A 24091-nucleotide genomic window follows, 5' to 3' on the forward strand; every position below is an offset into this window, starting at 1 on the left:
TTTGATTGAGAATAGAAAGATGTTGAACTTTAGAATCTAATTGCTGATTGGTGACTTCAAGATGTTGAACTCTGGCATCTAATTGCTGGTTTGATTGTGCTAGAGACTGATGCTGCATCGCCAACTGCCGGGTAAATTCCAGCAGTTGTTCATGGGTCAGTTGGCTTAAGTCAGGCAGCGTATTCATGACCGCAGTATGCCTGAGGTCATGAAGAGAATGAAATAGAACGTTTGGAGAATAGCAGAATAGCCGAGCTTGGTTTAGAGCATTGTTACCACTTGCTGTCGTCCAATGCGCTGCCAGGGCAAACCCTGGATTAATGCCTGTAACTGTTCCGGGTTGAGGACCACGGTTTCACCTTGGTGAACTTGAGTCCAGTGGAATTTTCCCTGTTCCAGCCGCCTGGCACACAGCCAGATGCCCAGTCCATCATGTACCAGCACTTTCATACGATGGCCACGTTTATTACAGAACAGGTAGGCGCAATGCGGTTTGATGTAGCCAAAGGCTCTCACCACCTGAGCCATGGTCGTATCCATACCTGCACGCATGTCCATGGGCTGAGTAGACAACCAGATTTCATCAATGCGGATCATGTTGCAAGTGCCTTGAGTAATTCTGCCAAGACAGGTATTTCTGATGTCTGCCATTTTAGCTGAATATCATTATTCGTATGAGGCACGGTGATACACAACGTGATCCTCTCATCAATAGGTTGGCTGATTGCAGCAGTGTAAGGCAAAGCAATAAATGCTGGATTCACATGAGTAGGATCCTGCACGGCACCATCATGATGGCTGAAGATCCTGATCCAACGACTGACAAGGTTGGCATTAATACTATGTTGCAGTGCGACCGAAGCGATCGAGGTATTAGGATTTTTGCAGGCATTGACAATACTGAGTTTGAATTCTTTGCTGTATTTTCGGCGTTTTTTAGCAACAGGAGGTGTTGCTGAATATATATCCATGTTCATGGATTAAGTCCCCACTTGTTTCTAAGTGGGGACTAAATTAAGGCTTATAGGATGAATTCAGAAGGTGTGTTCAGCGGACGCTTACCATACAAATACAAAGTATAAAATTTAAATTCCAATCATAAATGCAAAATATTACATTCCCTTTTTACCCAAGCCGATTTTTTCTTAGACCAAGCCTTGTATTTACTTGGTAAAAGCTCTAAAATTCACGCTTCGCAATTTTGCGACACAACTTCGGTTGTGACTCCTTGCTTCTGGCTCAATTTAGTCAGGGGCTGCATAAACCGTAAGGAGCTGACAATGCGTCACTACGAAATCGTACTTTTGGTACACCCAGACCAAAGCGATCAAGTTGTGGGTATGGTAGAACGTTACCTAACTCACATCAAAGAAGCTGAAGGTCAAATTCACCGTTTAGAAGATTGGGGCCGTCGTCAATTGGCTTACCCAATTAACAAAATTCACAAAGCGCACTACATTCTTATGAACGTTGAATGTGGTCAAACTACGCTTGACGAGTTAGAAGAATTGTTCCGTTATAACGACGCGATCCTTCGTAGCTTGATCATCCGTCGTGAAAACGCTATCACTGAAGAGTCATTATTGGCTAAGAGTGCTGAAGAAAAACGTGCGCGTAAAGCTCAACGTGAAGAAGCACAACACGCTAACCAAGACTCTGCTGAAGCTTAAGGAGAACATCAATGGCACGTTTTTACCGTCGTCGCAAGTTCTGCCGCTTTACAGCTGAGAACGTTACGTACATCGACTACAAAGATATCGATACACTAAAACAGTACATCACTGAAAATGGCAAGATTGTTCCTAGCCGTATTACAGGTACTAAAGCTCGTTACCAACGTCAATTAGCGCTTGCTATTAAACAAGCTCGCTACTTAGCGTTGATCCCTTACACTGACAATCATAAGTGAGGTTGAGCTGTGGATATTATCTTATTACAACGCATTAAGAACCTTGGTAAATTAGGCGATAAAGTTTCAGTTAAAGCTGGTTACGGCCGTAACTACTTGATCCCTCAAGGTAAAGCAGTTGCTGCAACTGAAGCAAACACTGCTGCATTTGAAGCTCGTCGTGCTGAACTTGAGAAGCAAGAAGCTGAAATTTTAGCTGCTGCTCAAGCACGTGCTGACCAATTGAACGAAGTTAACATCGTAATCACTGCTAAAGCTGGTGATGAAGGTAAACTTTTCGGTTCTATCGGTACTCGTGACATCGCTGACGCGTTAACGAATGCTGGTCTTGAAGTTGACCGTGCAGAAGTTCGTTTACCAAACGGTGCGCTTCGTCACACTGGTGAATTCAACATCGCAATCCAATTGCACCATGATGTTGTTGCTGAAGTTCTCGTTACTATCGTATCTGAGTAATTTGCTGCAAAAGAAAAGAGCATGCCTAATCGCATGCTCTTTTTTTGTCTTTAGAATATACGATTAGTACAATTTTCCTAAATCGTCCTGCACGCTTTGACTTATCCTTCGCCAAAATCTACTCGCTTTTTTTTCTAGAGGGCGTATCATCGGGAAGTGGAAAGAATATGAGTTTCAAATTCTATCCCCGTGCATTATTCAGCATTTACTGTTTTAAAAATCAGGGATTTATATGTCACAGGCGACTGCTAGCGCAAAGCAACATACTGCAAAGTCTGATCTAAAACCAAATGAGAACAGCCCGCTTAAAGAGTTTCGTACCCCACCGCATAACTTAGCCATCGAACAAGCTGTTTTGGCTGCGTTAATGACTGTGGCCGAATCTTTTGAACAAGTGGGTGATGTGCTACAAGAATCTGATTTTTACGCGACACGCCACAAATATATTTTCCGCGCCATTGATTCTTTGTCTAAAGAAAACTCACCTTATGATGCCGTATTGGTGAATGACTGGCTGATTAAACAAAATTTACTTGAAGCTGCAGGCGGGGAAGAATACTTAATGCAGCTCATGGCAGACTCGCCTTCTAGTTTTTATAACCTAGAAACCTATGCCACGAAAATTAAAGAATTCTCGACCCTCAGAAACATGATTAAAGTCAGTTCTGAAATTTTACAAAATGCCTATGACACCAAAGGTCGTAGCGTAAGTGAAATTTTAGACTTGGCCGAAACCAATATTTTCCAAATTGCCGAACAACATAATAACAATGCCAAAGCACAAGGCCCAAAAGCCATTTCGAGCGTGGTTGCCGATGTATTCGACAAACTTGATGAACTTTCTAAAATGGAAGGTAACATCACAGGCTTAACCACAGGCTTTGTGGAGCTAGATAATAAAACTTCGGGCATGCAAGCGGGTGACTTGATTATTGTCGCTGCGCGTCCATCTATGGGTAAAACCACCTTTGCCATGAACTTGGTCGAAAGTGTTTTGTTTAACAATGATTTGCCTGCCCTTGTCTACTCTATGGAAATGCCTGCAGACTCAATCGCAATGCGTTTAATTTCTGCATACGGCAAAGTGCATCAAGGGAATTTACGTTCAGGTAAACTCAGTGGCGATGAATGGTCAAAAGTCACAGCCACGATTTTACAACTGCAAGAAAAGCATTTGTATATTGATGACTCATCTGCCCTGCCGCCTACGGAAGTACGTGCACGTGCGCGACGCATTGCCAAACAACATGGCGGTAAAATTGGCTGTATCATGGTCGATTATTTGCAGTTAATGAAAGTCCCAGGCATGGGCGATAACCGTGTCGGCGAAATCTCAGAAATTTCACGTAGCTTAAAAGCCTTGGCCAAAGAGATGAACTGCCCTGTGATTGCTTTGTCACAGCTCAACCGCTCATTAGAGAACCGACCTAATAAACGCCCTGTGATGTCTGACTTGCGTGAATCTGGTGCAATTGAGCAGGATGCGGATTTAATCATGTTTATTTACCGCGACGAAGTTTACAATAAAGAATCTAAAGAAGCAGGTACTGCCGAAATTATTATTGGTAAACAGCGTAACGGCCCAATTGGTACGGTACGTCTTGCTTTTGAAGGGCAATATACGCGTTTTAGTAACTTATCTCCTGAGTATTATGCTCAGTATGATGATGAAGAGTAATGCTTGCATTGCTCTTTTTTATTAAAACCATGTTTTAATCTGACTTATTAACTTTGCCCACCATAGTTTCCAACTTGAGAGTAAATTATAATCTTGACTATTTTCTTCCATTTCAAGTGATGGAAATGCTTTATTTAATTGCTTGCATGTCGGATACTTTTGTTGCAGTTGCGCCAAATAATGTGTCTGATCATAGTCTATAAAACCATCTAAAATCCCAACCTCTGATCTATCGACTGTAGAACAATTTGAGGTCTGCTTATTCCAAGCTAAAAATGGGACAATCGGTTTAGATAAAACAAGCTGGTCATTCTTACAGTTTAATGTTGCAAATGAAACTACTTGATATTGCTGGGGTTTAGCACCATCTGGTGCATAAGCTAAACCAATAATTAATTGGTTTTTAGCTGTACTTTTACCTGAAAATCCACTGTACCATTGAGTAGGCTTTTTATATTTAACCTCATCTAGTATTGAGCGAAAAATAAATTGACCTGAACTGAGTTCAAAAATGAAGTCTGAACTCTCCTGTACTGCCAGTGAACCTTGGTAACGGGCAATAAAAACGTCATTGGGTGAATGTGGCATACAAGCCATAACTGACTGACAAAAAAATAAAGTACTCCATCCCAGATAACAAAATATTTTCATTTTTTATTCAACATATTCAAGTTTAAAATGCATTGTTTAATCTCTCTTTGAGTTCATTTAAATTACGAACCCACTCTCCACAATCATCTGAATCTTGCCATAACTCGTACAGTTTAGAATTTCCTGAGTGAGAGCATCTAACACCATAATAGCTTTTAGAACGTATAGTTTTATATGAAAAATAAAGTCTGAAACTTTTACAAATTATTTGCAATCAATAACCTAATAGATTTTTCGATCTTAAATTAATTTATGATCAAAAACTTAAATGTTCATGTCTATTTGAGGTTGATAGGTCTACAATAGTGAATATTTTTAAATAGAACTATTTTTAGTATTTATTTATCACTCCACAGTGTATCTAACACAAATTACCAATTGTCATTCCCAAGGAGTATTTAGGGTGCGCCAAGCAACAGTTTATATTGACAGTCAGGCACTGCAATATAATTTAAACCGTGTCAAACAACTTGCCCCAACAGCAAAAATTGTTAGCATGGTCAAGGCCAATGCTTACGGACATGGTGTAAAAGACTGCTTAGCAGCTTTAAAAGACAGCGATGCCTTTGGTGTCGCTTGCGTTGAAGAAGCCTTAGAAATTCGTGAATTGGGATATACGCAGCCCATCACCCTGATTGAAGGTGTTTTTTCTGCCGATGAAATGCAAAGTGTGTTGGCACACAAATTGGAATGTGTAGTGCATCATCAAGCACAGCTCGATTGGCTACTACAACATAAAGCTGATTATATCGCACAAGGCTTAAAAGTCTGGGTCAAACTCAACAGTGGCATGAATCGTTTAGGTTTTAAAATTCCTGAAATTATTGATGTGATTCACATGCTCAAAGCCGAAGGTTTTACCTGTGTGTTGACCATGCATTTTGCCAATGCCGATGGTGATCATGCTTTAAATGATCAACAAGTCGCGCAATTTTTGCATGTCAAAGACAATTGCAGCCCTATTCTTGCTTCTTGCTGTAACTCTGCTGCAATCTATCGTTATCCCGAATTGCATTTTGATTATGTACGCCCAGGCATTATGCTTTACGGTGCAACGCCTTTTGCCGCACATAATGTGCATACACTCGACTTAAAGCCTGTGATGACTTTAAGCGCAGAAGTGATCGCACTAAATGAAATTGATGCAGGCGAACACGTCGGCTACGGTTCAACCTTTACTGCAGAACAAGCCATGCAAATTGCGATTGTTTCAATTGGCTATGGCGATGGTTATCCACGTACATTTGTGCAGCCAAATTTTGTTGCGATTGGTACAAAATTAACGCCTGTACTTGGTCGTGTGTCTATGGATATGATTGCCATTGATGTCACAGGTTTAGACGTTGAATTAGGCACACAAGTTGAACTATGGGGCAAACACCGTTTGGTGGATGATGTTGCCACAGCCAATGGTACGATTGGCTATGAGTTGTTGTGTCGTTTAAGCCCTCGCCCACAGCGCAAGGCAACCAGCATTTAACTTTCTTTTTTCGATCTGTTGCATGTAGCAGTTTTGCTGCATGCAATCGTCTAAGCCATTCTCTTTTTCTTTCTTATATTTTTCTTTTCGCTTTTTATTTTCTTAAATTCACTTTATTTCCATTCATATTGATAAAAATTTGTGGTCACCCACATTTGCATTTAGCGCTTTACAGTCATCCAAATATTTAGCTGAAAATCACACTCAAAATCTCAAGAAAAAACAATATGCTCGCGCACTGTCTTTAAACTGCCACATCGCTTCAAATTCATGGATTAATCACATTTCACCAGTTCTCAGAAGTTTGTGCTGCGCGCTACGATGAATCAATGACTTCACGACTATTTAAGCCATTTATAAAAGCATCCACATGATAAGAAAATAATCTATTACCAATATTTGTTTACTTTTGACTTCAAAGCATCATCAAACTGCAGCCTCTTTGAAATATAAAACGCTTAATTTCTAAACAAGAATAAAGAGGAAAAACTCCTTAATTTTTATAACCTTATTCTGCTTAGGAAAAGAATATGTCTGAACAAAAAGTAGCTTTAGTGACGGGTGCATTAGGTGGTATTGGCAGTGAGATTTGCCGTCAACTGGTTACAGCAGGCTATAAAATTATTGCAACGGTTGTACCAAGAGAAGAAGATCGCGAAAAGCAATGGCTTAAAGACGAAGGCTTTACAGAAAGTGATGTGCGCTTTGTTTTAACCAACTTAAATGAGCATGAAGCGGCTACAGCAGCCATTCAAGAAGCAATTGATGCTGAAGGTCGTGTAGATGTGTTGGTCAACAATGCTGGTATTACCCGCGATGCAACTTTCAAAAAAATGAGCTATACGCAGTGGTCTGAAGTGATTGAAACCAACTTAAAAACACTTTTTACCGTGACTCAGCCTGTATTTAACAAAATGTTAGAACAAAAGTCTGGTCGCATTGTGAACATTAGTTCGGTGAACGGTTTAAAAGGTCAATTTGGTCAAGCCAACTACTCTGCAACTAAGGCAGGCATCATCGGCTTTAGCAAAGCTTTGGCGCAAGAAGGTGCACGTTCAAATATCTGCGTGAACGTCGTTGCACCAGGTTATACCGCAACCCCGATGGTCACAGCCATGCGCGAAGAAGTAATTAAAAGCATTGAAGCACAAATTCCTCTGCAACGTCTTGCCGCCCCTACCGAAATTGCGGCAGCAGTTATGTATTTAGTGAGTGATCATGCTGCATACGTAACAGGCGAAACCTTATCAATCAACGGCGGCTTATACATGCACTAAGCGTGTAACACCTCATTTGAATCTACAAGTTTATTTACTGGAGTGACACCCATGCTATACGGCGACTTATTTTCAAACATGAATGCTCAATACAAAAACGTGTTTGAACCGTACACCAAATTCAACAGTATAGTTGCAAAAAATTTTGCTAACTTAACCAACCTACAATTAGAAGCAGCACGCAACTATGCCAACATTGGTTTAGCACAAATGTTTGCCAATAGCGAAGTGAAAGACATGCAAAGCATGGTGAACTGCACCACCAAGCAATTAGAAACTATGAACAAACTCAGTCAGCAAATGATTGAAGATGGCAAAAAATTAGCAACACTGACTTCAGAATTCAAAGCAGAATTTGAAAAGTTAGTCAGCGATTCAATGCCAAATAATAAATAAACACTGCTCTGAAAACCATGCGTTATCAGGACGAATGTTACGGGGAAGTGTGAAAATTTCCCCGTTTTAGTTTCAGCCTTGCACTCAATTTGATTGCTAAAAGCCATGTGCTATGGAGCGATGAAATGAAACAGAACTCATTTCAATTCAAAGAAAATATATTACAATTTTTCTCTAGCCACGATGATATCTGGAAAAAACTACAAGAATTTTATTATGGGCAAAGCCCTATTAATGACGCCTTAACACAGCTCAACAAAGAAGATATGTCTATGTTCTTTGAAGCTTTGTCTAAAAATCCAGCACGCTTGATGGAAATGCAATGGAGCTGGTGGCAAGGTCAAATGCAAATCTACCAAAATGTGATGATGCGCAGTGTGGCAAAAGACATCGAACCATTCATTCAACCTGAAAGTGGTGATCGTCGTTTTAACAGCCCATTATGGCAAGAACAACCCAATTTTGACCTGTTATCGCAGTCTTATTTGCTGTTTAGCCAACTGGTACAAAATATGGTGGATGTCGTAGAAGGCATTCCAGACAAAGTGCGTTACCGCATTCACTTTTTTACCCGTCAAATGATTAATGCTTTATCACCAAGCAATTTTCTTTGGACTAACCCTGAAGTGATTCAGCAAACCATTACCGAACAAGGCGAAAACCTTGTCCGTGGTATGCAAATTTTCCATGATGATGTGGTCAATAGCGGAAAATATTTATCTATTCGCATAGTCAATAGTGACTCTTTTAGCTTGGGTAAAGATTTAGCCTATACACCAGGCGCAGTGGTCTTTGAAAATGAAATTTTCCAGTTGTTGCAATATGAAGCAACGACAGAAAATGTATATCAAACCCCGATTCTAATCGTGCCGCCATTTATTAATAAATATTATGTGCTGGATTTACGCGAACAAAACTCATTGGTGAACTGGTTACGTCAGCAAGGTCATACGGTCTTTTTAATGTCTTGGCGTAACCCAAATGCTGAACAAAAAGAACTCACTTTCGCTGATCTGATCACCGCAGGTGCGGTTGAAGCTTTGCGTGTTATTGAAGAAATTACAGGAGAAAAAGAAGCCAACTGTATCGGCTATTGTATTGGTGGTACTTTACTTGCTGCAACGCAGGCTTATTACGTGGCAAAACGCCTGAAAAGTCATGTGAAATCTGCCACGTATATGGCAACCATTATCGACTTTGAAAACCCAGGCAGCTTAGGCGTATTTATTAATGAACCTGTGATTAATGGTTTAGAAACCTTAAATAATCAATTCGGTTATTTTGATGGTCGCCAATTGGCAGTTACGTTCAGTTTGTTACGTGAAAATACCCTGTACTGGAACTACTACATCGAGAACTATTTAAAAGGCAAAGAGCCTTCAGATTTCGATATTTTGTATTGGAACAGCGACGGCACCAATATTCCTGCCAAAATTCATAATTTCTTATTGCGTAATTTGTATTTGAATAATGAATTGATTTCACCAAACGCAGTGAAAGTAAACGGTGTTGGACTCAACCTTTCTCGTGTCAAAACACCAAGCTTCTTTATTGCAACGCAGGAAGATCATATCGCACTTTGGGATACAAGATTCCGTGGTGCAGATTACTTAGGCGGTGAATCTACACTGGTACTTGGTGAATCTGGACACGTGGCAGGCATTGTGAATCCGCCAAGTCGTAATAAATACGGTTGCTATACCAATACTGCCAAGTTTGAAAATACCAAGCAATGGCTTGATGGTGCAGAGTATCATCCTGAATCTTGGTGGCTACGCTGGCAGGCTTGGGTCACACCGTATGCAGGCGAACAAGTCCCTGCCCGCGCCTTAGGTAATGCGCAATATCCAATGATAGAAGCAGCACCAGGTCGCTATGTTTTGGTAAATTTATTTTAATCAGTCATATAACAACAGCAATGCACATGCTATATATCATGTGCATCCACAGAAACGTAAACATAAAATTTAAGGATATAAAATGAAAGATGTTGTCATTGTTGCTGCAAAACGTACTGCAATTGGTAGCTTTTTAGGTAGTCTCGCTTCTTTATCTGCACCACAATTGGGGCAAACAGCAATTCGTGCAGTCTTAGACAGTGCTAAAGTACAGCCTGAACAAGTCGATCAGGTGATTATGGGTAACGTACTCACTACAGGTGTAGGACAAAACCCTGCACGTCAAGCCGCAATTGCTGCAGGTATTCCTGTACAAGTGCCTGCAGCAACGCTAAACGTGGTGTGTGGTTCGGGATTACGTGCCGTACATTTGGCTGCACAAGCGATTCAGTGTGATGAAGCAGAAATTGTAGTTGCTGGTGGTCAAGAATCAATGTCACAAAGCGCACACTATATGCAGTTGCGTAACGGTCAAAAAATGGGGAATGCCCAGTTGATCGACAGCATGGTGGCTGATGGTTTAACCGATGCCTATAACCAATATCACATGGGTATTACTGCAGAAAATATTGTAGAAAAACTTGGTTTAAACCGTGAAGAACAAGACCAATTGGCACTGACTTCACAACAACGCGCGGCTGCAGCACAAGCGGCTGGTAAATTTAAAGATGAAATTGCGGCTGTAAGCATTCCACAGCGTAAAGGCGACCCAATTGTATTTGCTGAAGATGAATACATCAAAGCCAATACTACCCTTGAAAGCCTGAATAAATTACGCCCTGCGTTCAAAAAAGATGGCAGCGTAACCGCAGGCAATGCTTCTGGTATTAACGATGGTGCAGCAGCAGTGTTGATGATGAGTGCAGACAAAGCTGCAGCCTTAGGTCTACAACCTTTAGCACGTATTAAAGCCTATGCAATGTCGGGTATTGAGCCTGAAATTATGGGTCTTGGCCCTGTTGAAGCGGTTAAGAAAACCTTAAATAAAGCAGGCTGGAGCTTAGATCAGGTCGATTTAATTGAAGCCAACGAAGCCTTTGCCGCACAAGCACTAGGTGTTGCCAAAGAATTAGGCTTAGACCTAGATAAAGTAAACGTGAATGGTGGCGCAATTGCCCTCGGTCACCCGATTGGTGCTTCAGGTTGCCGTATCCTCGTGACGTTACTACACGAAATGCAACGCCGTGATGCGAAAAAAGGCATCGCAACGCTTTGCGTCGGCGGTGGTATGGGTGTTGCACTTGCGGTTGAACGCGACTAAGTAACCGAGCCGAAAGTACTGCACGAGTCAAAGCTATTGAATTTGATAGCTGTTCAAAGCCAGTAATAAGTTAAGACATAATGGGAGCTTCGGCTTCCACTATTTTTTTAACTACACAGAGCTTAAAATAATATTGTTGTCGATTAATTTGACATGACAAGTTCTGCTTAATCCACCGAAAGTAAGTGCTGAATATGATCACTAAAGTGATAAAAATGCATGGTATCGGGTTGCTGTTTCAGCTGTTGCCATGCGTCTACAAACGACGTCCAACCTAAATCTTTTAGGCATTGCACAATCATTTCCAATTGCGACAAAGTCTTTTCAGTCGATTGTTTTAACCGAATTTGTCGGTCTAATTGTTCAATTTTTTGCCCCAATTGGAAAAATAAATATATCTGCTGTGGTTCTGCATCTAATAGTGCTTCGCAGTCTTGTACCACATCACAAATATAACTCGCGTTATCGCACGCATTTTGAATACATTGCTGTAATTCAACATAAGTAGCTTTAGAAAACACCTGTGCCAAGTTTTGAATTTTTGTCCGTGTTTGCTCAAACTGCATCGCAAATGAAGCAGGCTGTTCTTCGTTTAAAATCAATTCATTTAAAGAAGCTGCATCAAATGCAGGCAAACAAAAGGCATGTGCATAAGTCAAAGCAGCATCATTTTGTTTAAATGGAAATTGCTGACATACATATTGAATACGGGTTAAATATCGGGCTAACCAAAAAATTTCTCGCGCATCGCTGCTAGATAAATTCACGGTTGTTTCATCCTCCTAACTCTAAGGTCTGTTGATAATTCATCGCGATAAAGCACCTCAATCGCCTTGCCCAATTAACCTACAGCACTCATCCACTCAGACCGCTTTTATTTACATAAACCTGTATCTACCATACAAAACAATGACAGGTTTTCACTTAAACACAACTATTCAATCTTGCTTTTCTAATTGATCCAAGTATGGCTTGAGGTCATAGTTTCTGATTCACTTCTATTATTTGATTAACTTTGCCCGTCCAAATTTTGTGATATTTACTGCAAAATCTGCGGTTATATTTTGCCCTTTTTCAGTAAAAAACTTGCTAATCATTCCGAGTTTTCTTATTGTGTGGAAGAACAAGTTTTCATCCGTATGAATTGACCTAGTAAATATTGAATATGTCTATACAAGAAAAAGAAACATCGAATAGTTTATATCGCCAATGGCAAATTTTATCGCGCCTTTCTACAGGTAAATGGATGGGCACACGTGAATTACACGATGTCCTGCAACGTGAAGGTATCGACATTAGTTTGCGTACGATTCAACGTGACTTAAATCAAATTTCTCAGCGCTTTCCAATTGAAAGTAATGGTACCGTACCACAAGGTTGGCGCTGGCGTTCAGATGCACCGATTCAAAGTTTACCGCACATGACCAGCTCTCAAGCGGTAACGTTTATGATGGTCGAGGAACATTTAAAACATCTGCTGCCGCCAAGTTTGATTGAAGAAATGAACCCATGGTTTGATTTGGCACGACGCAGTCTATCGACCCAAAACAATGTCCGCCAATGGATTAATCGTGTGCGAATTGTGCCTGCAACACAACCTTTAATTCCACCAGTCGTAGACCGCAATGCACAACAGGCGATATATGAAGGCTTGCTCCAAGACAAACAACTAGAATGTATTTATCAATCACGCAGCAATTCAGGCGAAGAAAAAACTTATGTGCTGAATCCTTTGGCTTTGGTGCAAAAAGGTGCGGTGATTTATTTAATCTGTACTCGATTTGACAAAACCGACATTCAAACCTTTGCCCTGCATCGTTTTAAAGCAGCCAAAGTTTTAGATTCACGCGCCTTGCATCCTGTTAATTTTGATATTGATGCCTATATTGAATCTGGCGAATTAGGTTTTAGAGTCGATTTCAGTAAAGCTACTGAAAATATTCAGCTCAAACTTACCATGCAAAAAGCTGATGCCATATACTTCGATGAAAGCCAATTAAGCAAAGATCAAACTATGGAAACACTGGAAAATGGTAATGTGTTGGTGACTGCCACTGTGCCGTTTACCTCACAATTGGTTTGGTGGTTGCGTAGTTTTGGTAAAAAGCTAATTCAGATTGAACCTGTAGAAGTTGCCAATACGGTGCATCAAACTCAGGAATAAAAAAGCCCCAAATATATTGGGGCGATAGCATTATCGTTCTCTTTTAAATCAAATTATTGTGATTGCTGATTGAAATTAAAATTAAAATTGACTCGGCATCGTTCAGCGTGGGCATGCCAGTTCAGCTGTACTATAACGAATGCTTTTTAAAGTCATATTTTGCTCCTATCTATGTTGATAAGTGTCACTTTAAATGCTCCTGATCTAGCTGTGAAATCATAAGATATGCAGTCGAAATCAGATTTATTCTTATACGCAACTTCTTCTTTGCTTAGCATCTGATTTACTTTGGCGCATAAAAAAGCCCGCAATTTAAATTGTGGGCTTCTTCATCAATCCATCAAACCTTAAGCAGATTTACGTGACTGTGCATTTTTACGAATGGTGATCATCACCAATTGAACTGCGGCAGGTGTCACACCTGGAATACGACTGGCTTGTGCCAAAGTTTCAGGCAAAACATGCTTCAATTTTAGCGTGATTTCACGCGATAAACCTGACACTGCATCATAATCAAAATCGGCAGGGATTTTGGTTTCTTCCAAGCGTTTTAATTGTGCGACATCTTCATGCTGACGGTTGATATAACCTGCATATTTCACTGCAATTTCAATTTGATCGCCCACTTGTGCAGAAACGTCTGAACCCGTTAATTCTGCGATTTGCGCAAAACTGATATTTGGACGTTTTAACAGATCAATCGCAGAACATTCTTTAGATAAATCTGCACCTGTCATTTCAACAAATTTTTTGCCCATTGGGTTGTTTGGTGCAGCCCACAAATGCTGTAAACGCCCTGTTTCACGTTCTACTGCTTCCATTTTTTCACAGTAAGCCGCCCAACGAGTGTCATCCACCAAACCAAGCTCACGACCAATTGGCGTCAAACGCTGATCGGCATTATCTTCACGCAACATCAAACGGTATTCCGCACGTGAGGTAAACATGCGGTACGGCTCTTTAGTACCTAGCGTGATCAAATCATCAACCAATACACCAATATAAGCTTCGTCACGTTTTGGTGTCCATTGTTCCTGATCCCAAGCGCGACGTGCCGCATTCAAACCAGCTAACACACCTTGCGCACCCGCTTCTTCATAACCAGTCGTACCATTAATTTGACCTGCAAAATACAAGTTATTAATGGCTTTGGTTTCCAAAGTGAATTTCAAGGCTTGTGGATTGAAGTAATCATATTCAATTGCATAGCCCGGACGCAAAATATGCGCATTTTCCATACCACGAATTGAACGAACTAACTCGAACTGCACATCAAACGGCAAAGAGGTTGAAATCCCGTTTGGATACAATTCATGTGTATCTAAACCTTCAGGCTCCAAAAATACCTGATGCGAGTCTTTATCAGAAAAACGGTGAATTTTATCTTCAATCGATGGGCAGTAACGTGGGCCAACACCTTCAATCACACCTGTATACATCGGTGAACGATCTAAACCACCACGAATAATTTCGTGAGTACGTTCATTGGTATGGGTGATATAGCAGTTCACTTGTTCAGGGTGCATCGACACATCACCCATGAATGACATGGTTGGTGATGGGAAATCACCTGGCTGCGGAATCATGACCGAAAAATCGACTGAGCGTGCATCAATACGTGGTGGCGTACCTGTTTTTAAACGCCCTACAGGCAAATTTAATTCACGTAAACGTGCCGCCAAAGCAATTGATGGAGGATCGCCTGCACGACCACCGCTCGATTTTTCTAAACCGATGTGAATCACACCACCCAAGAATGTACCTGTGGTCAATACCACGGTTTTCGCATCAAAACGAATCCCCATTTGAGTGACTACACCTTTTACAGTATCGCCTTCTACAATCAGGTCATCGGCTGCTTGTTGGAAAATATCTAAATTGGCTTGGTTTTCTAAAGTGGCGCGAATCGCAGCTTTAAAGCGAACTCGGTCTGCCTGCGCACGTGTTGCACGAACAGCAGCACCTTTACGCGAGTTTAAAATACGGAATTGAATCCCGCTTTTATCGGCAGCCAATGCCATTGCGCCGCCTAAGGCATCAATCTCACGTACCAAATGCGACTTACCAATCCCGCCAATTGCAGGGTTACAGCTCATCTGCCCTAAAGTCTCAATGTTATGAGTTAAGAGTAAGGTTTGACGACCCATACGTGCTGCTGCAAGCGCCGCTTCGGTGCCTGCGTGACCGCCACCAATAACAATGACATCGTAAACTTTAGGATAGTGCATAATGGTCAATGAGAGATAAAAAATAAAGACGGAATATTATAGCAAAACTTGTGGCGTAAGTTGACAGATTCAGTCGATTTTATTGGCTTAACCGCGCTACAAAATTAATATTTTGTAATCCAAATTTGCATTTTTACTGTACATAAAAACATTTAGACCTAAAAATTAACCAGATCACCGTTGTTTTAATTTGTCTATTTTTTATCCTAATAGCACAGATATGAGAAACAAAGGGAAACATCATGAATAAGAAAATTTTGCTGTCCTCTATGCTTTGTGGCTTATTTTTCAGTCCATTTGCAGTGCAGGCAAATGATAAAGTAGAAACCGTCTATAACGCGCAAAAATTCCAGCAAGTCTGTAAAGGTAAAACTCAGGGCGCACCTGTAAGCTTTGCTTATCGTGGGATTATCTGGAATGGTACCTGTGAACCACAATTCTTTAGTTCATCTAAAGCAGTGCAATTACAAGGCAATGAGCCTGAATTATACCGTTCTTGTTTGGCAGATGCGCAAAGTACCGTCATTACAGTCAATGGTACTGAGTTAAAAGGCAAATGTGCCTTAGGCTTTACGCCACCACGCCCTGCTGCCATGTGATCAATCACTTAATCTATATTTTCATGAACAGATCGGCTTGTATTCATTCAAACTGAAAGCATGAAAATAACACCAAAGCAGTCATTTATAAGAAGTGACTGCTTTGTTTATTGCACAAGCTCAAAAAACAATTACACTGCAAAGAGAGGGAAAATTATACCCATAAGAAAAAAATAAAGGATGTGCTATGGATTCAGGCTTTTTTACCTTTTTTCTACCACTGACCTTGGCTGTGATGATGATGGGCTTAGGCTTACAACTCACGCCTAAAGACTTTATTCGGGTCAATCAATTTCCTAAAGTCATTTTTTTAACGCTTTTTTCACAATTGGTCATTTTGCCTGTTTTAGCATTTTCAATTTGTTTATTTTTAGAATTGCCACCGCTATTGGCAATTGGCTTAATGCTGCTTGCTGCCTCACCAGGGGGGCCTACTGCGAACTTATTTAGCTATGTCTATAAAGGTGACGTTGCCCTAAATATCACCCTAACCGCAATGAACTCTGTGATGGCAACCTTTACCCTGCCTTTTATTGTTAATTTGTCTTTTCTGTATTTTATGACCGATCAACAACAAATTGGCATGCCAATTGAAAAAATGGCACAGGTTTTTTTACTGATTATTGTGCCTGTTTGTGTAGGAATGGCGGTGCGTAATGCAATGCCACAAATTGCATTACAGTTGGGCAAACCTATGCGTTTGATGTCCATTTATTTCATTTTCGCTTTATTCTTTTATGCGCTTTTCCGCGAACGCGCCAATGTCTTTGACTATTTCAGTGCGATTGGTATCGCCACAGCGCTTTTTTGCTTTTTAAGTTTACTTATTGGTTATCTTGTGCCGTATTTGGCGGGTGTGCCTGATCAACAAGCACGCTCTTGTTGTTTTGAAATTGGCATTCATAACACTGCTGTTTCTTTAACCGTTGCGCTATCGGTTTTGCAAAGCACTGAAATTGCCATTCCTTCTGCGATTTACACCATTTTTATGTATATGTTCAGCTTTATTTTAGGGAGTATGTTAGCTAGACAATCGGCCAAACTTGCCCATCAACACAAACAGGAGCAGAGTTTAAACCACAATAAAAATACAATTTAAAACGTGAGCAAAATTAACTACATATTAAACAAACAGTTAAATATCAAATAAATTATTGTAGATGTAAAAACAAAGGAGTGTTTATGGATTCAGGATTAATCACAATATTTTTGCCGCTGGCTTTGGCCGTGGTCATGGCTGGACTTGGCTTAGAACTCACTCCTAACGACTTTAAACGGGTGAGCAAACACCCCAAAGCAGTGTTTATTGCTTTATTTTGTCAATTGGTCGTCCTGACAGCAATTGCATTTTTTATTTGTAAACTGCTGAATTTACCACCATTGCTTGCAGTCGGACTCATGCTACTGGCAGCATCTCCTGGCGGGCCAACAGCCAACTTGTTTAGCTACTTATATAAGGGCGATATTGCCCTAAACATCACCCTTACTGCCGTCAATTCCGTGATTGCAGCATTTACCTTACCACTGATTGTCAACTTTGCCATTCAGCATTTTATGCAGGATGGGCAACAAGTTGGCTTACAATTTGCCAAAGTATTGCAGGTGTTTTTAATTATTATTATCCCTGTCACTTTAGGGATGTTGGTACGCCATTTTAGCCCGCAAACGGCAGACCGTTTAAACAAACCTGTGCGTATTTTTGCTGTGGTTTTTCTGATAGTGATTATTATTGGCGCGATTGCCAAAGAGCGAAATAACATCATGCTTTATTTGGCAGATGTAGGACTTGCCACTGCCCTGTTCTGTGCCTGCAGTTTATTGATTGGTTATTTTGTCCCGCGTTTCTTTGGTGTGAACAGCCAACAAGCCCGTGCCTGCGCCTTTGAAATTGGCATTCACAACAGTACCCTTGCAATGACCATCGCCCTAACCGTTATGGCAAGCTCAACCATTGCCATGCCTGCTGCGGTTTATTCTATTTTCATGTATATTTTTGCCGCAATTTTAGGCACATTACTAAATAAATTTGTGCCGACTCCTGCATCGGAGCAATCTGCATCCTAAAACAAGTCTCTCAATCATCCCCAATCCAGCAATTTGACTGTTTTGGGGATGATTGAGCGATGATGGTTCAAACAAACTCTTAACTTATATTTTTTAGAGTTATATTTTTGTCACATTATTCGACTATAAGCATAAAGCGCATTTGAAACTTCCAATCGTATAGAGTTTTCCCTTTCGCAATCCGAATAAAAAATAACAGCGTCTGCACCAGTTCAGTTACAATAGCGCTTTCGCATTAAATTTTAGGTTATCTCCGTGAAGTGGTTACAAATACATATTACTGTTGATCAAGCGCAAGTCGATTTTACTGAAACCCTGCTCAGTTCATTGGGTGCAGTCAGCGTAACCTTAGATGATGCGGAAAATCAGGACTTACTTGAGCCACTGCCAGGTGAAACACCACTTTGGAACAAAGTCATTGTGACAGGTATTTATGCACAAGACGAAGGTGAAGAAATTGATGTTGCAGCCTTAGAAACCTTTATTCGTGCGCAAATGCCAGATGCCCCTTTACGCAGTGAATTTTTGGAAGATCAGGTTTGGGAACGCTCATGGATGGATTACTACGAGCCAATCCAGATTGCAGAGAAATTCTGGATTGTACCTGAATGGTTAGAACCACCTGAGGCAGATGCAGTCAATATCAAACTTGACCCAGGTTTGGCTTTTGGTACAGGTAACCATGCCAGTACGTTCCTATGCCTACAGTGGTTAGGCAAAACTGACGTAAAAGATAAAGTCGTGATTGACTATGGTTGTGGCTCAGGCATTTTAGGGGTCGCAGCTTTATTGCTTGGTGCTAAAAAAGTCTATGCAACCGATATTGACCCACAAGCAGTTTTGGCAACCAAACAAAATGCTGAACTGAATGGCGTACTTGAAAACTTGTACGTGGGCTTGCCTGAAGAGTTTAATCAGACTATTGGTCAGAAAAAAGCTGACGTATTGGTTGCCAATATTTTAGCTGGGCCGCTAATGATGCTTGCGCCAGAGTTTGCAACTTTAATTAAATCTGAGGGAGAGTTCGCACTTGCAGGTGTAATTGAAGAGCAAGTTGCTGAAGTTTCTAGTGTTTATTCTGAATTTTTTGATATAGTACAGGTCGAAAAACGCGAAGAAAACTGGTGCAGAATTTCTGGGAAACGCCACCCTAACTAACTACATTTTTTGAATTATGAGCGACAAGCAAACCAAGTGCCCTGAATGCCAAACTGTCTATAAAGTTTCTGTTGCGCAACTGACCGTTGCGCAAGGCATGGTTTGTTGTCCAAAATGTTCTAACAACTTTAATGCGCTTTCACATTTGGTGCAGGCGCATAAACAAGAAGTTAGTTCGCGCTCTAATCTACAACGCATACAAAACCGTAGTTTAATTCCTGTAACCGAACAGATTCCACAAGAACAGAACATTTTGGACATTTTCCAGCGTAAGGTGGAACACTCCAATATTGATCTGAAAACCTATTTAAATAATCTAAACTATTTCAGCACAGAGCCAATTGGCACTATTCCTGCCATGAATTTGTCTATTCAAGACATTGAACAGGAAAAAAAGCACAGTAATGGCTACTATTTGCTGTGGGGCATTATCAACACATTGCTAATTGGTTTGCTAGTCTTCCAGATTTTATGGTTTAACCCGAAATTCCTGAACAGTAGTCCTGCGCTGAATTCTGTATTCACACAGGTATGTCAGGTATTTAAATGTCAAAGCCTAGAAGAACGCTACAGTTTAATTTCTATCAACCGTGTTCGTGTAAAACGTATTGACCGACTGAATACGCAATTTACAGGCGAGCTGATTAATTATCACGATAAAAGCTTGGCATTGCCTAATATTAAAGTCACCCTAAAAGAAAACCAGAGAACTTTATCGACTTATATTTATTCTCCACAGGAGTATTTGGTCGAAAGTCTTTCGAGTATTCAACGTATTCCTAAAAATAGTCCTTTTAAGTTTGACATTTTGGTTCCAGTGGCACGAAACAGCTTCGATACCTATAGTTTAGAAATTATCAAGCCTTAATCGACAAAAAAAAGTAGAAAAAATTGCGAAAAAAATTAAAAAAATTGCAGTTTTCTTGCTCACTTTTTCTCATACAATGGTATCATACGCGCCACGAAAGCTTTGTGCTGCAAACTCCTCGCAAAATTCACAACAAATATAGTTCTGCCTAATGCGCTTTATTTTTATATTGCGTACTGTGTAGATTTTTTTGTTTTGATTTTGGTTTGTAACAATTATTAATGTATTGTTACGCTTAAATTTCGACCAAGCGCTCGAGTTGTGGCAAGCTAAATGTTCCAGTTTTAGAACTTCCCGTTTTAGGATCTAAAACGGAGTTCATTTATTTTATAGACCACATTGATATATCACTTTATCCCAGTGATATCTGATTTTCGGATTAATTCGCATGAATAGCAAATCTCCTATTTTTACTGCACAATCTGATGTTGCTTTACGTATTCACGTAGATCGCGCAGTTCGCCATTATTTTGCACAACTACAAGGTGAACAGCCTTCACAAGTGTATGACATGGTGTTAGCAGAAATGGAGAAACCTCTTTTATCTGTTGTTCTGGAATACACTCGCGGTAACCAAACACGCGCTGCTGAAATTCTTGGACTAAACCGTGGAACTTTACGTAAAAAGTTAAAAGCTCACGGTTTAATGAGTGAATAAGTGATAAAATGCTTGCGGCCTCCGCAGGCATTTTTTTTATCTGCATTTTGCTAGTTTGTTTTAATCTGTAATTGAAAACTGTGACGAAGATCATGACTATTAAACGCGCTTTAATCTCTGTTTCTGACAAAACAGGAATTGTTGAATTTGCACAAGAACTTGCTGCTCTTGGGGTAGAAATTTTATCTACTGGTGGTACTTATAAGTTGCTTAAAGATAACAATATTGCTGTCGTAGAAGTATCAGAGCATACTGGTTTCCCTGAAATGATGGATGGTCGAGTAAAAACGTTACACCCTAAAATTCATGGCGGTATCTTGGCTCGTCGTGGTCTAGACGAAGCAGTCATGGCAGAACACAATATTGATGCCATCGACTTGGTAGTAGTTAACCTTTATCCATTTGCTGCGACTGTTGCAAAACCAAATTGTTCACTTGCAGATGCGATTGAGAACATCGACATTGGTGGCCCTACTATGGTTCGCGCTGCAGCAAAAAACCATGCTTCTGTTGGTATTGTAGTAAATGCTTCTGACTACGCGACTGTTATTGCAGAAATGAAAAACAGCGGTGCATTGTCATACGAAACTCGTTTTGATTTAGCAGTGAAAGCTTTTGAACACACTGCACAATACGACGGTATGATTGCCTCTTACTTAGGTGCACGTGTAGGTAAAGAAGAAGGTACTGCTGACAAGTTTGCACGTACTTTCAATACTCATTTGAACAAAGCGCAAGATTTACGTTACGGCGAAAACCCACATCAGTCTGCTGCATTCTATGTAGACCCTGCTGCAACTGAAGCTTCTGTTTCTACTGCGAAGCAGCTTCAAGGTAAAGAATTATCTTATAACAACATTGCAGATACCGATGCCGCACTTGAATGTGTGAAATCTTTTGCAAAACCTGCTTGTGTAATCGTAAAACACGCTAACCCATGTGGTGTTGCCGTATCTTTAGATGGTATTCAGGCTGCTTATGACCTTGCCTATGCAACTGACCCTGAATCTGCATTCGGTGGCATCATTGCGTTTAACCGTGAATTAGACGTTGCAACTGCACAAGCAATTGTAGATCGTCAATTCGTTGAAGTGATCATTGCACCAAGTATTGCTGAAGGCGTGCTTGAAGTGACTGGCGCGAAGAAGAACGTACGTGTATTGGTATGTGGTGAGCTTCCTGCGATTGATGCACGCGCTCCACAAATGGATTACAAGCGCGTGAATGGCGGTTTATTGGTTCAAGACCAAGACTTGGGTATGATCAGTAAAGATGACTTAAAAGTTGTGACCAAACGCGCACCAACTGAACAAGAAATTGACGATATGATCTTTGCTTGGAAAGTTGCGAAATACGTAAAATCGAACGCAATTGTTTATGCAAAAAACCGTCAGACCATTGGGGTTGGCGCAGGTCAGATGAGCCGTGTAAACTCTGCTCGTATTGCTGCTATTAAAGCAGAACATGCAGGTTTGGTAGTTGAGGGTGCAGTTATGGCATCTGACGCGTTCTTCCCATTCCGTGATGGTATTGATAACGCTGCTAAGGCTGGTATCAAATGCATTATTCAACCGGGTGGTTCTATGCGTGATGAAGAAACTATTGCTGCAGCCGATGAAGCTGGTATTGCAATGGTCTTCACTGGCATGCGTCATTTCCGTCACTAATTAAACTCATTAATTAGAAGTCGTATTTAATAATCCCCCGAAATCCCCCTTTAATAAAAAGGGGGACTTTTCACGTAAGGGAACTGTGTTTTATGCTCACTCCCCTTCCTTTTCTAGTGTGAAAAGCATCGCTTCGCTATGGGGATTTATTCTTTGAGGGATTTTTAGATGAATATTTTAGTTTTAGGTAGTGGCGGTCGTGAACATGCGTTGGCATGGAAAATCGCACAAGATGACAAAGTCGCTAAAGTCTTTGTTGCACCCGGTAATGCAGGTACAGCAACAGAAAACAAATGCGAGAACGTAGCGTTAGATATTCAAAATAACCCTGCGATTATCGACTTTGCCAAAAATAATGCTGTTGATTTAATCATTGTTGGCCCTGAAGCACCATTGGTCAATGGTGTGGTCGATGCCTGCCGTGAAGCGGGTTTAAAAATTTGGGGCCCAACCCAGTTTGCTGCGCAGCTTGAAGGTTCTAAAGCCTTTGCCAAGCACTTCTTAAAACGCCACAACATTCCTACTGCATTCTATGACGTATTCACTGAAGTTGATGCTGCAAAAGCATTTGTTGAGAAAAATGGCGCGCCAATCGTGATCAAGGCGGACGGTCTTGCTGCAGGTAAAGGCGTGATCGTGGCGATGACAAATCAGGAAGCATTCGATGCCATTGATGACATGTTGGCAGGCAACAAATTTGGTGATGCGGGTTCGCGTGTAGTTATTGAAGAATTCCTTGCAGGTGAAGAAGCTTCTTTCATTTGTATGATTGATGGCGACAACATCCTTCCTATGGCAACTTCACAAGACCACAAACGTATTTTTGAAGGCGACCAAGGTCCAAACACTGGTGGTATGGGTGCTTACTCTCCTGCCCCTGTCGTGACTGCAGACGTATTTGAAAAAACCATGAATGAAGTGATGCGTCCTACCGTTGAAGGTATGAAAAAAGACGGTCATGTTTATACAGGTTTCTTATACGCTGGCTTAATGATTGACGACAAAGGTCAACCAAAAGTGATCGAGTTTAACTGCCGTTTTGGTGACCCAGAAACACAACCAATTATGATGCGCTTAAAATCATCTTTGGTCGATTTAGTTGAAGCTGGTATTGCAGGTAACTTGCCTGCAGAAGCAAACTGGGATGAACGCAAAACTGTTGGTATTGTGTTAGCAACTGCAGGCTATCCAGAAACTTCAGGCAAAGGTGATGTCATTTCTGGTTTAGATACACAAATGGCCGATGCGAAAGTGTTCCATGCAGGTACAGCAAGCAATGCCAATGGCGAGATTGTGACCAATGGTGGTCGTGTACTGTGTGTGACAGCATTGGGTAACAGCATTGGTGAAGCTCAAGCCAAAGCGCTTGAACTGTGTGAAAAAGTGACCTTTGATGGCGTGCAATATCGTAAAGATATTGGTTATCGTGCCATTGCGCGTGAAAATGCTTAATATTTTTAGTTTAAAAATTTAAGTCCATAAAAAAGCTCGTCACAGAACGGGCTTTTTTGTGGTCAACATTTTGACCTGAATCTGAATGGACTGCTCTAACCGTAAGCGTCCGCTGAATCCCATACCTATTTTTTAATTCGATTTAGGTTTCCAGCGGTGTGGTAGCAATTCTTCAATTTGGGTCACTTTGTGTGTCGGTAACCTTTTCAGCACATCACTTAAATAGG

At 40.8% G+C, this 24091-nt stretch carries 24 protein-coding genes and 1 pseudogene; 18 read left to right on the forward strand and 7 right to left on the reverse strand.

All coding sequences use genetic code 11. From position 1 onward, the window contains the following. From ACEO2X_RS09590 to ACEO2X_RS09600, 3 genes and pseudogenes are all read right to left on the reverse strand, one after another. Window positions 1–187, reverse strand: a pseudogene (locus ACEO2X_RS09590) (IS66 family transposase); the annotation flags it as partial. 74 nt (window positions 188–261) lie between these two features. Then, window positions 262–597, reverse strand: a complete 336-nt coding sequence (gene tnpB / locus ACEO2X_RS09595) for an IS66 family insertion sequence element accessory protein TnpB (RefSeq protein WP_371971907.1) — start codon at window positions 595–597, stop codon at window positions 262–264. Further along, the gene (locus tag ACEO2X_RS09600; RefSeq protein ID WP_230245512.1) at window positions 594–977 is read right to left on the reverse strand and encodes a transposase; all 384 of its coding nucleotides are present in this window, start codon (window positions 975–977) and stop codon (window positions 594–596) included. Before ACEO2X_RS09600 ends, tnpB begins: the two co-directional genes overlap by 4 nt. 303 nt (window positions 978–1280) lie before the next feature. Between ACEO2X_RS09600 and rpsF the strand changes: the two genes are divergently transcribed. The 4 genes from rpsF (at window position 1281) to dnaB (ending at window position 4043) form a co-directional block, all read left to right on the forward strand. After that, window positions 1281–1670, forward strand: coding sequence for a 30S ribosomal protein S6 (gene rpsF / locus ACEO2X_RS09605; protein WP_004973153.1), 390 nt, complete (start codon window positions 1281–1283; stop codon window positions 1668–1670). An 11-nt stretch (window positions 1671–1681) separates the two neighbouring features. Further along, entirely contained in the window at window positions 1682–1909 is a 228-nt protein-coding gene (gene rpsR / locus ACEO2X_RS09610; protein ID WP_004719336.1) for a 30S ribosomal protein S18, read from the forward strand. Between the two features lie 9 nt (window positions 1910–1918). Next, entirely contained in the window at window positions 1919–2365 is a 447-nt protein-coding gene (gene rplI / locus ACEO2X_RS09615) for a 50S ribosomal protein L9 (protein ID WP_004973150.1), read from the forward strand. A gap of 232 nt (window positions 2366–2597) precedes the next feature. Then, the gene (gene dnaB, locus ACEO2X_RS09620; RefSeq protein ID WP_371971911.1) at window positions 2598–4043 is read left to right on the forward strand and encodes a replicative DNA helicase; all 1446 of its coding nucleotides are present in this window, start codon (window positions 2598–2600) and stop codon (window positions 4041–4043) included. A 21-nt stretch (window positions 4044–4064) separates the two neighbouring features. Here the strand turns inward: dnaB and ACEO2X_RS09625 are convergent, their stop codons facing one another. After that, window positions 4065–4631 carry a hypothetical protein gene (locus tag ACEO2X_RS09625; protein WP_026438364.1) on the reverse strand — a complete coding sequence of 189 codons (567 nt, stop codon included), beginning with the start codon at window positions 4629–4631 and terminating at the stop codon, window positions 4065–4067. A gap of 466 nt (window positions 4632–5097) precedes the next feature. On the opposite strand from ACEO2X_RS09625, the gene alr reads away from it, so the two are divergent. The 5 genes from alr (at window position 5098) to ACEO2X_RS09650 (ending at window position 11006) form a co-directional block, all read left to right on the forward strand. Beyond that, complete coding sequence (gene alr, locus ACEO2X_RS09630) at window positions 5098–6174, forward strand: alanine racemase (protein ID WP_179989546.1); 1077 nt, start codon at window positions 5098–5100, stop codon at window positions 6172–6174. A 530-nt stretch (window positions 6175–6704) separates the two neighbouring features. Further along, window positions 6705–7451, forward strand: coding sequence for a beta-ketoacyl-ACP reductase (locus ACEO2X_RS09635; RefSeq protein ID WP_004973144.1), 747 nt, complete (start codon window positions 6705–6707; stop codon window positions 7449–7451). Between the two features lie 51 nt (window positions 7452–7502). Beyond that, on the forward strand, window positions 7503–7847 hold the full coding sequence (locus ACEO2X_RS09640) for a phasin family protein (protein WP_179991079.1): 345 nt from the start codon (window positions 7503–7505) through the stop codon (window positions 7845–7847). A 125-nt stretch (window positions 7848–7972) separates the two neighbouring features. Then, on the forward strand, window positions 7973–9745 hold the full coding sequence (locus tag ACEO2X_RS09645) for a class I poly(R)-hydroxyalkanoic acid synthase (RefSeq protein WP_371971914.1): 1773 nt from the start codon (window positions 7973–7975) through the stop codon (window positions 9743–9745). A gap of 82 nt (window positions 9746–9827) precedes the next feature. Further along, entirely contained in the window at window positions 9828–11006 is a 1179-nt protein-coding gene (locus ACEO2X_RS09650; protein ID WP_371971915.1) for an acetyl-CoA C-acetyltransferase, read from the forward strand. A 167-nt stretch (window positions 11007–11173) separates the two neighbouring features. Here ACEO2X_RS09650 and ACEO2X_RS09655 read toward each other — a convergent pair whose 3' ends face one another. Beyond that, complete coding sequence (locus tag ACEO2X_RS09655) at window positions 11174–11773, reverse strand: hypothetical protein (protein WP_004973138.1); 600 nt, start codon at window positions 11771–11773, stop codon at window positions 11174–11176. A 398-nt stretch (window positions 11774–12171) separates the two neighbouring features. Between ACEO2X_RS09655 and ACEO2X_RS09660 the strand changes: the two genes are divergently transcribed. After that, complete coding sequence (locus tag ACEO2X_RS09660; RefSeq protein ID WP_225530814.1) at window positions 12172–13170, forward strand: YafY family protein; 999 nt, start codon at window positions 12172–12174, stop codon at window positions 13168–13170. 347 nt (window positions 13171–13517) lie between these two features. On the opposite strand, the gene mnmG is transcribed toward ACEO2X_RS09660, so the two are convergent. Further along, window positions 13518–15398 carry a tRNA uridine-5-carboxymethylaminomethyl(34) synthesis enzyme MnmG gene (gene mnmG, locus ACEO2X_RS09665; RefSeq protein ID WP_096900911.1) on the reverse strand — a complete coding sequence of 627 codons (1881 nt, stop codon included), beginning with the start codon at window positions 15396–15398 and terminating at the stop codon, window positions 13518–13520. Window positions 15399–15640: 242 nt separating this feature from the next. Between mnmG and ACEO2X_RS09670 the strand changes: the two genes are divergently transcribed. The 8 genes from ACEO2X_RS09670 to purD all read left to right on the forward strand — a co-directional run bounded on the left by ACEO2X_RS09670 (window position 15641) and on the right by purD (window position 23864). After that, window positions 15641–15997, forward strand: coding sequence for a hypothetical protein (locus ACEO2X_RS09670; protein WP_371971917.1), 357 nt, complete (start codon window positions 15641–15643; stop codon window positions 15995–15997). A 187-nt stretch (window positions 15998–16184) separates the two neighbouring features. Beyond that, a complete protein-coding gene (locus tag ACEO2X_RS09675; protein WP_004973134.1) occupies window positions 16185–17096 on the forward strand; it encodes a bile acid:sodium symporter family protein in 912 nt (303 codons plus the stop codon). A gap of 83 nt (window positions 17097–17179) precedes the next feature. Beyond that, window positions 17180–18061, forward strand: coding sequence for a bile acid:sodium symporter family protein (locus ACEO2X_RS09680; protein ID WP_096900912.1), 882 nt, complete (start codon window positions 17180–17182; stop codon window positions 18059–18061). A 255-nt stretch (window positions 18062–18316) separates the two neighbouring features. Continuing rightward, window positions 18317–19219, forward strand: a complete 903-nt coding sequence (gene prmA, locus ACEO2X_RS09685) for a 50S ribosomal protein L11 methyltransferase (protein WP_371971919.1) — start codon at window positions 18317–18319, stop codon at window positions 19217–19219. 16 nt (window positions 19220–19235) lie between these two features. Further along, window positions 19236–20087, forward strand: coding sequence for a DUF3426 domain-containing protein (locus tag ACEO2X_RS09690; RefSeq protein ID WP_168525436.1), 852 nt, complete (start codon window positions 19236–19238; stop codon window positions 20085–20087). A 388-nt stretch (window positions 20088–20475) separates the two neighbouring features. Further along, window positions 20476–20745, forward strand: coding sequence for a DNA-binding transcriptional regulator Fis (gene fis / locus ACEO2X_RS09695; protein ID WP_001086304.1), 270 nt, complete (start codon window positions 20476–20478; stop codon window positions 20743–20745). Between the two features lie 92 nt (window positions 20746–20837). Continuing rightward, window positions 20838–22412, forward strand: coding sequence for a bifunctional phosphoribosylaminoimidazolecarboxamide formyltransferase/IMP cyclohydrolase (purH, locus tag ACEO2X_RS09700; RefSeq protein WP_371971945.1), 1575 nt, complete (start codon window positions 20838–20840; stop codon window positions 22410–22412). 168 nt (window positions 22413–22580) lie between these two features. Next, window positions 22581–23864, forward strand: a complete 1284-nt coding sequence (purD, locus tag ACEO2X_RS09705) for a phosphoribosylamine--glycine ligase (protein ID WP_371971946.1) — start codon at window positions 22581–22583, stop codon at window positions 23862–23864. A 132-nt stretch (window positions 23865–23996) separates the two neighbouring features. Here the strand turns inward: purD and ACEO2X_RS09710 are convergent. Next, window positions 23997–24091 (reverse strand): transposase domain-containing protein (locus tag ACEO2X_RS09710; RefSeq protein ID WP_179993438.1); only part of this gene is annotated, 95 nt, incomplete at its 5' end.

This window comes from Acinetobacter sp. AL9 (assembly GCF_041464035.1).
GTDB classification, from domain to species: domain Bacteria; phylum Pseudomonadota; class Gammaproteobacteria; order Pseudomonadales; family Moraxellaceae; genus Acinetobacter; species Acinetobacter towneri.

Coding starts and splice junctions, on each gene's coding strand:
- dnaB (WP_371971911.1), top strand. CDS start 2,598: ATGTCACAGGCGACTGCTAGCGCAAAGCAACATACTGCAAAGTCTGAT.
- ACEO2X_RS09600 (WP_230245512.1), bottom strand. CDS start 977: ATGAACATGGATATATATTCAGCAACACCTCCTGTTGCTAAAAAACGC.
- purD (WP_371971946.1), top strand. CDS start 22,581: ATGAATATTTTAGTTTTAGGTAGTGGCGGTCGTGAACATGCGTTGGCA.
- ACEO2X_RS09645 (WP_371971914.1), top strand. CDS start 7,973: ATGAAACAGAACTCATTTCAATTCAAAGAAAATATATTACAATTTTTC.
- purH (WP_371971945.1), top strand. CDS start 20,838: ATGACTATTAAACGCGCTTTAATCTCTGTTTCTGACAAAACAGGAATT.
- mnmG (WP_096900911.1), bottom strand. CDS start 15,398: ATGCACTATCCTAAAGTTTACGATGTCATTGTTATTGGTGGCGGTCAC.
- ACEO2X_RS09650 (WP_371971915.1), top strand. CDS start 9,828: ATGAAAGATGTTGTCATTGTTGCTGCAAAACGTACTGCAATTGGTAGC.
- tnpB (WP_371971907.1), bottom strand. CDS start 597: ATGATCCGCATTGATGAAATCTGGTTGTCTACTCAGCCCATGGACATG.
- ACEO2X_RS09690 (WP_168525436.1), top strand. CDS start 19,236: ATGAGCGACAAGCAAACCAAGTGCCCTGAATGCCAAACTGTCTATAAA.
- rpsR (WP_004719336.1), top strand. CDS start 1,682: ATGGCACGTTTTTACCGTCGTCGCAAGTTCTGCCGCTTTACAGCTGAG.
- ACEO2X_RS09680 (WP_096900912.1), top strand. CDS start 17,180: ATGGATTCAGGATTAATCACAATATTTTTGCCGCTGGCTTTGGCCGTG.
- fis (WP_001086304.1), top strand. CDS start 20,476: ATGAATAGCAAATCTCCTATTTTTACTGCACAATCTGATGTTGCTTTA.
- ACEO2X_RS09625 (WP_026438364.1), bottom strand. CDS start 4,631: ATGCCACATTCACCCAATGACGTTTTTATTGCCCGTTACCAAGGTTCA.
- ACEO2X_RS09675 (WP_004973134.1), top strand. CDS start 16,185: ATGGATTCAGGCTTTTTTACCTTTTTTCTACCACTGACCTTGGCTGTG.
- ACEO2X_RS09670 (WP_371971917.1), top strand. CDS start 15,641: ATGAATAAGAAAATTTTGCTGTCCTCTATGCTTTGTGGCTTATTTTTC.
- rpsF (WP_004973153.1), top strand. CDS start 1,281: ATGCGTCACTACGAAATCGTACTTTTGGTACACCCAGACCAAAGCGAT.
- ACEO2X_RS09635 (WP_004973144.1), top strand. CDS start 6,705: ATGTCTGAACAAAAAGTAGCTTTAGTGACGGGTGCATTAGGTGGTATT.
- ACEO2X_RS09660 (WP_225530814.1), top strand. CDS start 12,172: ATGTCTATACAAGAAAAAGAAACATCGAATAGTTTATATCGCCAATGG.
- ACEO2X_RS09640 (WP_179991079.1), top strand. CDS start 7,503: ATGCTATACGGCGACTTATTTTCAAACATGAATGCTCAATACAAAAAC.